Source organism: Streptomyces sp. NPDC090108 (assembly GCF_044747185.1).
GTDB lineage: Bacteria > Actinomycetota > Actinomycetes > Streptomycetales > Streptomycetaceae > Streptomyces.
On record NZ_JBIVDQ010000006.1, the window covers coordinates 528412 to 537911 of the forward strand.

Genomic DNA, 9500 nt, shown 5'->3' on the forward strand with positions numbered 1-9500 from the left:
TACGATGGCCCGCATGCCGCGCATGTCCAGCAGTCGCCCGTACCACCACGGAGACCTGCGCGCCGCCCTGCTCGAGAGCGCCGAGCGCACCCTGCGCGAGAAGGGGGCCGGAGCGCTCTCGCTGCGCGAGCTGGCCCGCGACACCGGAGTGAGCCACGCGGCCCCGGGCCGGCACTTCAAGGACAAGCAGGCCCTGCTCGACGCCCTCGCCCTGGACGGCTACGAGCGCCTCGACCGGACCCTGACCGCCGCCGCGACGGCCGCCGCCGGGCTCCCGGAACCGGCCTTCGAAGGCCACATGGCGGCGCTGGCCCGCGCCTACCTCGGCTTCGCCGTCGAGAACCCCGAGCTGCTGGAGCTGATGTTCGCGCGCAAGCACGACCCCGGCAGCTCCGACCGCCTCGCGGCGGCCGTCGACCGGTCGCTCGGCTCCCTCACCCGCACCTTCGCCGAGGCCCAGCGGCGCGGGGAGATCGTCCAGGGCGACCTCGAACGCCTCACCCTCGTCGCGGCCTCCAGCCTGCACGGCCTGGCCGCCCTCATCGCCAGCTGCGCACTGGACGCCGACGAGGCGCTGGCGGGCCTGGACGAACACGTCCACCTGCTCCTGAACGGCCTCAAGCCCCGCTGAACGCGCGCCCGCCCGTGAGAACATCGTCTCGACGCCTCACCCGACCGGCCGTCAGAAACCCTGCCCGGCCGTAGAAGGGGTCAACGACGGAACCACGCACAGGTTCCGCTCCCGCGTCATTGCCCGGCGTGACCTGCCGTGATACACAGAGTGACCGTACGAAGGATTCGTACGGAACCCGCCAGTCAATGACGCCAAGTCGACATACGACAGCGGTGTCGTCAGCGAGAATGAGACCGACCTCTGCACACCGCGGAGGCTTCTCGGAACTACCCACCAGGGGCGGTGACTTACATGCTCTTTGCGGCCGACAAGGGAGACATCAACACCATCATCGGCGGGATCGCTCCGGACTGGGGCCCCTTCGGCAGCCTGGGCAACGAGGCCAAGGTGATGATCGAGGTGGTGATGGCCGTGGCCATCCTGCTCTGCCTCGGCATCGCGGTCTGGGGCGCGGCCAAACAGCGTATCGGCGCGACGGCGCTGCGGGACACCTTCAGCGCGGAGCAGGGCAAGGGCCTCATCATCGCGGGCCTGACCGGGGTGTTCATCATCGGCTCCCTCGGCACCCTGTTCACCATCGTCTACGGCATGGCCGTCTGACGGTCCCTCACCGCTCCACGCCGCTCCCGCTCCCCTCCCGCTTCCGTTCCCGTTCCGTCGTGCCCACCGGCTGAGGTTGCGTCTCCCTGATGTCGAGTCATCACTCCGCGCCCGCGCGGGAACCAGCACGGCTACCGTCGTATGTCTACGAGGTCGAGGGGGCGTACGCGGCATGAGTCTCGGAGACGAACAGGGATACACGGACGCCGGCCACACGCGGACCCGGCTGCCCGAGGGCGACCCCTACGGCGGCGCGCCCCGCCGCGGCGGCCGCTCCTCCTCCCGGAGCCTGATCACCGTGGTCGGCGTGGTCGCCCTCCTCGTCGCGGCCATCGCCTTCGCCAACCGCGGCGACGGCGCGCCCTCGGGCGGATCCGCGGGCGGCAAGGAGAACCGGCCGAAGACGTCGCCGACCGCGGCGAGCGGCTCCCGCCCGGTGCGGACCAGAACCGCGGGCCTCCCCTCCGGCTTCCCCCACACCCGAGAGGGAGCGGAAAGCGCCGCGGCGAACTACGCGGTGGCACTGGGGTCGGCGGAGATGTTCAACAAGACGAAACGTGACACGATCCTCCAGGCCGTCATGGCACCGTCCCGGGTGGCTGATTCGGAGACTGCGATGGACGGCGCATACACCCCCTCCTTCAACCAGACTCTCGGGTTGAGCAAGGACGGATCCGCACCGACGGGCTACACCTTCGTTTCGCGGACGAGCCCCATCGGCACCAAGGTCACCGCCTCGAACTCCGACACCGCCACAGTCGAGGTCTGGTGCAGCGGGCTGCTCGGTCTCGCAGGCGAGAAGTCGACCAATCCAGTCACCAACGGTTGGTTCACCATCACGATGAAACTCGAGTGGTCAACCGATGACTGGAAGATCGTCGCGCACTCACAGAAGGACGGTCCGGCGCCTGTTCCCGGTGACGACAAGGCCTCCAGCTCGGACGAGATGTCGAAGGTCATCCAGGAGTACGGAGGGTTCACTTATGCCCGCTAGTCGCCGTGCACTCAGCCTGGTCAGTGCCGTTACGGCGCTCCAGGCGGCTGCGATCCTCGCCGCCACGCGAGCCATCGCCGCGCCCCGCCCCTCGCCGACGAAGAGCGGCGATCCCTGCGACCTGATCCACGGCGCTGCGCGCGACTTCTGCGAGCAGGACAACGGCGGCTCACACAAAGGCATCTCCGGTGGCACCACCACCGATCCCCTCACCGCCACCCTCGACCCGCTGAGCGCCCTCGCCAAGGGGTGCGCCGACGCCGCCTCCTGGACCGTCGACGTGCTCAGCAAGGCCGTGAAGGGGACGGCGGAGGTCGACTTCACGAACCCGAAGTTCCTCCAGCAGTACGCCATCGTCTTCGCCGCGTCGGCGATCCTGACCCTCGTGCTGTGGCTCCTGGCGGTCGCCAAGCGGGCCGTGCGCGGCGTGCCGTTCACCACCGCCGTCTCCGAGGCCGTCGGGTTCCTCTGGCTGACCGTGCTGGCCTCCGCCTTCACCCCGCTCATCCTGTACACCGTCGTCTCCGCCACGGACGGGGTCACAGCGGTGATCGCGAAGGGCACCGGCGACCAGACCGACACGTTCTTCGGCGCGTTCTCCGAGGCCCTGAAGAAGGGCACGGACATCGGCGGCGGCCCGATCATGCTGATCCTGGTGTCGCTGGTGTCGATCCTCGCCGCGGGCGTCCTCTACCTGGAGATGTTCCTCCGCGCGGTCCTGCTGTACGTCGGAGCGCTCCTCGGCGTCGTCGTCTACGCGGGCCTGGTCGACAAGAACCTGTGGGGGCACGTCCGCCGCTGGGCCGGGATCATGATCGCGGTGATCCTCGTCAAACCGGTGATCGTGATCGTGCTGGGTCTGGCCGGCGCCCTGGCCACCGACAAGGGACCGGACTCGCTCGCCGCGATCGTCTCCGGCCTGGCCATCATCCTCCTCGCCATCTTCGCCAGCGGCATGATCTACCGCTTCGTCCCCGGCTTCGGCGACGAGATCGCCAACAGCCGCAGCAACCGCATCATGCAGGGCGCGGAAGGCAAGGCCGCGGCCGTCATCAGCTCGCCCGCCACCCTCGTCGCCCAGGGCATCAAGACGCACAGCGCCCGCGCCGACAACAACGGCGGCGGAGCCCAGGGCGGCGGCGGCCCGCGCCCCGCCAACCCGGCCTCCGGCGGCGTCGCCGCGCACAGCGGCCGTACCCCCCAGGGAGGCGGAGCAGTCCCCTCCGCCACGCCCGCGCCGCGCGCGCCCAGCCCGGCCAACACCCCGCACGCCAGCAACACACGCAACAGCAACCGCTCTGGAGGTGAAGGGCGTTGACGACCGAGTCCCACCTGTCCCATCCGGTCACGCCCCGCCGTACGTATCTCATCGGCCGTGCGCGGCCGAACGCGATCATCGGCAGGAACCGTGAGTCCGGAGAGATCGCGCTGATCGTCGTCGGCGCCTTCCTCGGCATGATGTGCGGGCTCCTCGTCCCCACCCTCTCCCTCAGGATCGTGCTGCTCACCGGCTTCCCGATGCTCGCGCTGGCCGCGGTGTACGTGCCGTACAAACGCCGCACCTTCTACAAGTGGTTCGAGATCAACCGCTCGTACCGGCGCACGGTCAAGCGCAACGCCGTGTACCGCTCCACCGCCGTGGAGGCCGGCACCCGGCTGGACGGGCGCGAGGTCGAGATCGGGCCGCCGCCGGGCATCGGCCGGATCAGCTGGCTCGCCGCGCCCTTCGGCCCCGACGAGATCGCCGTCCTGCTGCACGCCGACCGCAAGACGGTCACGGCCGCGATCGAGATCGAGGGACCGGGCGTCGGCCTGCGCGACTCCGAGGACCAGGAGGCCCTCGTCGACCGCTTCGGCACGCTGCTCAAGCACGTGGCCAACGGCGACGGCTTCGTCACCCGGCTCCAGATGCTCGCCCGCACCCTCCCGGCCGACCCGGACGCGCACGCCAAGGACGTCGTCCTGCGCGGCGACGGCCGCTCCCCCGAGTGGCTCCAGCGCTCCTACGACCAGCTCCAGTCGATGGTGTCGACCAGCAGCGAGCAGCACCGCGCCTACCTGGTCGCCTGCATGCACTTCAACCGCGACCTGGCCGCCGAGGCCAACGCCATGGCACGCGCCGCGCGGCCGCGGTCCGGGCGCAAGCTGGACCGGGACGCCGGACTCGCCGTCGTCATGGCCCGCGAGCTCACCGACATCTGCTCGCGCCTGCAGGAGGCCGACATCCGGGTCCGCCAGCCCCTCGGGCAGGGCAGGCTCGCCTCCCTCATCCACTCCATGTACGACCCCGACCACCCGATCGACCACATCCAGGCGATGACGAAACGGAACGCCTGGCCGGCCGAGCTGGACGCCATGGAGCCCACCTACCTCCAGGCCAAGACCCGCGAGTCCTCCACCCGCGCCCCCTGGTGCCACGCCACCGCCTGGGTGAAGGAGTGGCCGATGACCCCGGTCGGCGTCAACTTCCTCGCCCCGCTCCTCGTCCACACCCCGGACGTCATCCGCACGGTCTCCGTGGCGATGGACCTCGAACCCACCGAGATCGCCATCGAGCGCATGCTCACCGAGAAGACCAACGACGAGGCCGACGCCTCCCGCGCCGCCAAGATGAACCGCACGGTCGACCCGCGGGACGTGGCCGCCCACTCCCGGCTCGACCAGCGCGGCGAGGACCTCGCCAGCGGCGCGGCCGGCGTCAACCTGGTCGGCTACATCACCGTCTCCTCCCGCTCACCGGAGGCCCTCAACCGCGACAAGCGGACGATAAGGGCCTCGGCAGGAAAGTCGTACCTGAAGCTGGAGTGGTGCGACAGAGAGCACCACCGCGCGTTCGTGAACACCCTCCCGTTCGCCACCGGCATCCGAAGGTAGGGGCTCCACATGCGGGATCCGCTGACCGTCCTCACCGAAGCCTTCACGTCCTTCCTGTTCGGCAAGGTCGAGACGACCCGGCTGCCGGTGCGCACCTCCACGGGCCAGGCCCAGGCGGTCTATCTGCCGACCGCCGCGCCCGGTCTCGGCGACTCCGGCGTCATCATCGGCCGTGAGGTGTACTCCGGGAAGGGCTACATCTACGACCCCTTCCAGCTCTACGGCCAGCAGCTCCCGGCCCCGCACTGGCTGGTCCTCGGCGAGTCCGGCAACGGCAAGTCCGCGCTGGAGAAGACGTACGTGCTGCGTCAGCTGCGCTTCAAGGACCGCCAGGTCGTCGTCCTGGACGCGCAGGGCGAGGACGGCGTCGGCGAATGGAACCTGATCGCGGAGGAGCTGGGGATAACTCCCATCCGGCTCGACCCGACGGCGGCCCTGAACCACGGCATCCGCCTCAACCCGCTCGACCCCGCGATCACCACGACGGGCCAGCTCGCGCTGCTCCGCACGATCATCGAGGTCGCGCTGGGCCACGGCCTGGACGAGCGGTCCGGCTTCGCCCTGAAGGTCGCGCACTCCTACGTCAACGAGACGATCGTCGACCGCCAGCCCGTCCTCACCGACATCGTGGAGCAACTGCGCCACCCGGAACCGGAGTCGGCCGAGGCGATGAACGTCGCCATAGACGACGTACGGGCCTGGGGCCTGGACGTCGCCCTCGTGCTGGACCGGCTGGTCGACGGTGACCTGCGGGGCATGTTCGACGGCCCGACGACGGTCGGCATCGACCTCGACGCCCCGCTGATCGTCTTCGACCTGTCCCACATCGACCGCAACTCCATCGCCATGCCCATCCTCATGGCGATCGTCGGCGTGTGGCTGGAGCACACCTGGATCCGCCCCGACCGCAAGAAGCGCATCTTCCTGGTGGAAGAGGCCTGGCACATCATCAACAGCCCGTTCGTGGCGCAGCTGTTCCAGCGGCTGCTGAAGTTCGGGCGGCGGCTCGGCCTGTCGTTCGTGGCGGTCGTCCACCACCTCTCGGACGTCGTCGACGGGGCGGCGGCCAAGGAGGCCGCGGCGATCCTGAAGATGGCGTCGACACGGACCGTCTACGCCCAGAAGGCCGACGAGGCACGGGCCACGGGCCGGGTTCTGGGCCTGCCGAGGTGGGCCGTGGAGATCATCCCGACCCTCACCCCGGGCATCGCCGTCTGGGACGTCAACGGCAACGTGCAGGTCGTCAAGCACCTGATCACCGAGACGGAACGCCCTCTGGTCTTCACCGACCGCGCGATGACCGAATCCTCCAGCGACCACCTGGCCGCCGACGACGTGCTGCGCGCCGCCGAGCTGGAGGCCGAGCAGCGGGCCGCGGCCTTCATGGAGCAGCACCTCGGCGACTCCGAGTCGACGGTCGCGTAGGGGCGGGGCGCCGGGAGCGGCAGCGGGCACGGGAGAGAGCGAGGCAGCGTGAGACCGGACGATCACGACCGCCGGGACGGCCGGCGGGAGGGGCAGGGCGGCATCCCTGACGGTCTGCTGATCGGCATACTCGCCTTCCTCCTCGGCATGACCCTGCTGGTGTGGACGGCCACCGGGCTGGCCGCGCTCTTCTCCCGGGGCGCCTGGCCCGACGCCGTCACCTTCGTCCGCACCCCGCTGGCCATGCGCCACCTCATCGGCCGGCCGCACGACATCGCCGGCGCCTGGCCGGACACCCCGGCGGGCCGGCTGCCCGGATGGGGGCTGTTCTGGGGGCTGTTCATCGGCCAGCTGATGATCCTCTTCGTGCTCACCGTGTTCGCCATGGGCACGCTGGCGCGCTGGCGGACGGGACGTGCGCGGCAGAAGGCACGAGCGGCACAGGCGGCGCGAGCCGCGGAGAACACCGGGACCACGGGATACGCGGGGGACAGGGAGGACACGGGAGACACGGAGCCGCGGCAGGCGCGTGCGGGGCGCGTGCCCGCGGCGGCGCCCGCCTCCGCACCGGCGCGTCACGAGGTGCCGGTCCCGGACCCCGTACCCGTCCCCGAGCCACGTGTCGGGCCGGCCGAGGGAATCGCCCCGCAGGAGCCCCTGGAGGGCCTCCCAGGCGCCGCCGAGCGCGTGGACGGACGTACGGCGGACCACGCCGCCGGCACCGCCCGTGCGGTGCGCTACGACGCGCCCGCGGCCCGCAAGGCCGTCGCGGCCGGCGCCGTACGGGACGCCCCGGGACCCGTCCTGGTCCTCACCTCGAACCCGGCGCTGTGGGCGGAGACGAAGGACGCCAGGGCCAAGCTGGGCCCCGTCCTCCTCTACGACCCCACCCACCGCTGCGACACTCCCGCCCGGCTGCACTGGTCCCCCACCGCCGGCTGCGAGGACCGGGAGACCGCGCTGAGCCGCGCGACGGCACTCCTCGGCCCCGTCCGGCCCGCCGCCAGGCTGGACCAGGCCGTCGCCGACACCGCCACGACCCTGCTGCGCAGCTACCTGCACGCGGCGGCCCTGGACGCGCGGACCGTCCGCCATGTCCACCGCTGGGCGCAGGGCAGCCAGATCCAGGACGCGGTACGGACCCTGCGCACCCATGCGCAGGCCGCTCCCGGCGCCGCGGGCGAGCTGGAGGCGGCCCTCACCGCGCATCCCGAACGCCGTGACATGGCCCAGGAGTTGACGAGCCGGGCCCTGGCCGCCCTCTCCACGGTCAACATCCGCGAGGCGTGCACCCCGAACCGAACTGATGCACTCGCCTTGGATTCCTTCGTCCATGAAGGGGGCACGCTTTATGTGGTCGGTGAATCCATCGAGGACCCCAGGACCAGCCCGGGCGCGATGCCCCTGCTGACGGCCCTCGTCTCACACGTGGTCGAGCACGGCCGGCGCATGGCCGAACGGTCATCCTCCGGTCGGCTCGACCCACCACTCACCCTGGTCCTCGACGACGTCGCGGCGGTGGCCCCTCTCCCGCAGCTGCCCGAGCTGCTCGCCACCGGAGCCCGTCAGGGCCTCACCGCCGTGGCCCTGCTCCGCTCCCGGGAGCAGGCCAGGGCCCGCTGGCCGCACCAGGAACTTCCCGTCCGACCTCGCCCGTAGGTGGCACGCGGGTCACCGGTCCAGGACGAACTCCAGCTCGTTCTCGGGCTCACCCTCGGAGAACGACACCATGAGCCCGCTGGGCCCGAACCCGGCCTTGCGGTAGGCGCCCTGGGCCCGCGGGTTGTCGACGTGGACGAACAGGCGCACCCGCTCGGCCCCTTGCTCCCACGCCCAGGCCACACCGGAGCGGAACAGGGCCTCGATCAGCCCCTTCCCGCGGTGCTCGGGCCGCACGAACACCCCGACGACATGGGCCTGGTGCCGCTCGACGGACCGCCCGCTCCAGTCCTTCGCGCCGGCTTCCTCCTTGAGCACGGTGAGCGTGCCCGCCCAGGTGCCGTCCGGAGCCTCGGCGATGAACTGCTGGGCGGTGGTGGATCCTTCACCGGAGCCGACGGCGCGTTCCCGGTAGAAGGAGTCGGGCCGCTCCACGGCGGCCTCGTAGGTGTCCAGGAAGGCGATGGACGCGACAGGATCCCGCAGCGCGTCCAGACGGAGCTGCCGTACGGCGGCCCACTCGTCGGGGCGTATGGCGCGGACGACGTAGGAGTCGCCGGTCAGGGTGCTCATGACGGCACCGTAGCCCCGTTCGCCCCGTCTCTCACCCGGATTAGGGCGCGCTCCTCCTTGTCACTGACATGTCCTACGGTGACCGCATGACCACACTCACCGACCGTCCCACCACCGCGCTGCTCGTCATCGACGTCCAGAACGGCGTGGTGGAGGACAACCACGACCGTGACGGCGTGATCGCCAACATCAGCACCCTCGTCGACAAGGCCCGCCGGGAGGGCGTGCCCGTGATCTGGGTGCAGCACCACGACGACGAACTGAAGCGTGACAGCGAACCCTGGGCGTACGTACCGGAACTGACGCGGGAGGATGCCGAGCCGCTCGTCCACAAGACCTACCGGGACTCCTTCGAGGACACCGACCTGGAGGACGTCCTGGCCGAGCACAGGGTGGGCCGGCTGATCGTCGCGGGAGCCCAGAGCGACTTCTGTGTCCGCTCGACCCTGAACGGCGCGCTGGTCCGCGGGTACGACGCGGTGCTGGTGGCCGACGCCCACACCACGGAGGACCTCACGGCGTACGGAGCGCCGGCACCGGAGCAGGTCATCGCCCACACCAACCTGTACTGGAGCGGACAGACCGCTCCCGGCCGGCGGGGCGGCACGGTCACGACGGCCGAGGTCGCTTTCTGATTCCCGAATGAGTCCGTAACGCAGAAAACCCCCGCATCAACGATGCGGGGGTTTTCCCTAAAATTTGTTCGGCGGCGTCCTACTCTCCCACAGGGTCCCCCCTGCA

General features: G+C 70.7%; 9 protein-coding genes. 8 read left to right on the forward strand and 1 reads right to left on the reverse strand.

Annotated features, from left to right (window positions below; all coding sequences use genetic code 11):
• Positions 1-13: 13 nt before the first annotated feature.
• The 7 genes from ACIPRD_RS24005 (at position 14) to ACIPRD_RS24035 (ending at position 8186) form a co-directional block, all read left to right on the forward strand.
• Positions 14-631 carry a TetR/AcrR family transcriptional regulator gene (locus ACIPRD_RS24005; protein ID WP_401565773.1) on the forward strand — a complete coding sequence of 206 codons (618 nt, stop codon included), beginning with the start codon at positions 14-16 and terminating at the stop codon, positions 629-631.
• A gap of 294 nt (positions 632-925) precedes the next feature.
• Positions 926-1234, forward strand: coding sequence for a hypothetical protein (locus tag ACIPRD_RS24010; protein WP_014673544.1), 309 nt, complete (start codon positions 926-928; stop codon positions 1232-1234).
• 172 nt (positions 1235-1406) lie between these two features.
• Entirely contained in the window at positions 1407-2228 is an 822-nt protein-coding gene (locus tag ACIPRD_RS24015) for a hypothetical protein (protein WP_401565774.1), read from the forward strand.
• Positions 2218-3546, forward strand: coding sequence for a hypothetical protein (locus ACIPRD_RS24020; RefSeq protein ID WP_356411952.1), 1329 nt, complete (start codon positions 2218-2220; stop codon positions 3544-3546). The genes ACIPRD_RS24015 and ACIPRD_RS24020 overlap by 11 nt, the downstream gene beginning before the upstream one ends.
• Positions 3543-5102: an SCO6880 family protein gene (locus ACIPRD_RS24025; protein ID WP_356411949.1), complete on the forward strand. Its 1560-nt coding sequence runs from the start codon at positions 3543-3545 to the stop codon at positions 5100-5102. Before ACIPRD_RS24020 ends, ACIPRD_RS24025 begins: the two co-directional genes overlap by 4 nt.
• Before the next feature lie 9 nt (positions 5103-5111).
• The gene (locus ACIPRD_RS24030; RefSeq protein ID WP_356411946.1) at positions 5112-6527 is read left to right on the forward strand and encodes an ATP-binding protein; all 1416 of its coding nucleotides are present in this window, start codon (positions 5112-5114) and stop codon (positions 6525-6527) included.
• A 48-nt stretch (positions 6528-6575) separates the two neighbouring features.
• Positions 6576-8186, forward strand: a complete 1611-nt coding sequence (locus ACIPRD_RS24035) for a TraM recognition domain-containing protein (protein ID WP_401565776.1) — start codon at positions 6576-6578, stop codon at positions 8184-8186.
• A 12-nt stretch (positions 8187-8198) separates the two neighbouring features.
• On the opposite strand, the gene ACIPRD_RS24040 is transcribed toward ACIPRD_RS24035, so the two are convergent.
• Positions 8199-8759, reverse strand: coding sequence for a GNAT family N-acetyltransferase (locus tag ACIPRD_RS24040; RefSeq protein ID WP_356411941.1), 561 nt, complete (start codon positions 8757-8759; stop codon positions 8199-8201).
• An 86-nt stretch (positions 8760-8845) separates the two neighbouring features.
• On the opposite strand from ACIPRD_RS24040, the gene ACIPRD_RS24045 reads away from it, so the two are divergent.
• Complete coding sequence (locus ACIPRD_RS24045) at positions 8846-9394, forward strand: cysteine hydrolase family protein (protein WP_401565778.1); 549 nt, start codon at positions 8846-8848, stop codon at positions 9392-9394.
• Positions 9395-9500 lie beyond the last annotated feature (106 nt).

What these genes read in the sequence shown, in the direction of transcription:
- ACIPRD_RS24005 (WP_401565773.1), top strand. Translation starts at nt 14, where the DNA reads ATGCCGCGCATGTCCAGCAGTCGCCCGTACCACCACGGAGACCTGCGC.
- ACIPRD_RS24010 (WP_014673544.1), top strand. Translation starts at nt 926, where the DNA reads ATGCTCTTTGCGGCCGACAAGGGAGACATCAACACCATCATCGGCGGG.
- ACIPRD_RS24015 (WP_401565774.1), top strand. Translation starts at nt 1,407, where the DNA reads ATGAGTCTCGGAGACGAACAGGGATACACGGACGCCGGCCACACGCGG.
- ACIPRD_RS24020 (WP_356411952.1), top strand. Translation starts at nt 2,218, where the DNA reads ATGCCCGCTAGTCGCCGTGCACTCAGCCTGGTCAGTGCCGTTACGGCG.
- ACIPRD_RS24030 (WP_356411946.1), top strand. Translation starts at nt 5,112, where the DNA reads ATGCGGGATCCGCTGACCGTCCTCACCGAAGCCTTCACGTCCTTCCTG.
- ACIPRD_RS24040 (WP_356411941.1), bottom strand. Translation starts at nt 8,759, where the DNA reads ATGAGCACCCTGACCGGCGACTCCTACGTCGTCCGCGCCATACGCCCC.
- ACIPRD_RS24045 (WP_401565778.1), top strand. Translation starts at nt 8,846, where the DNA reads ATGACCACACTCACCGACCGTCCCACCACCGCGCTGCTCGTCATCGAC.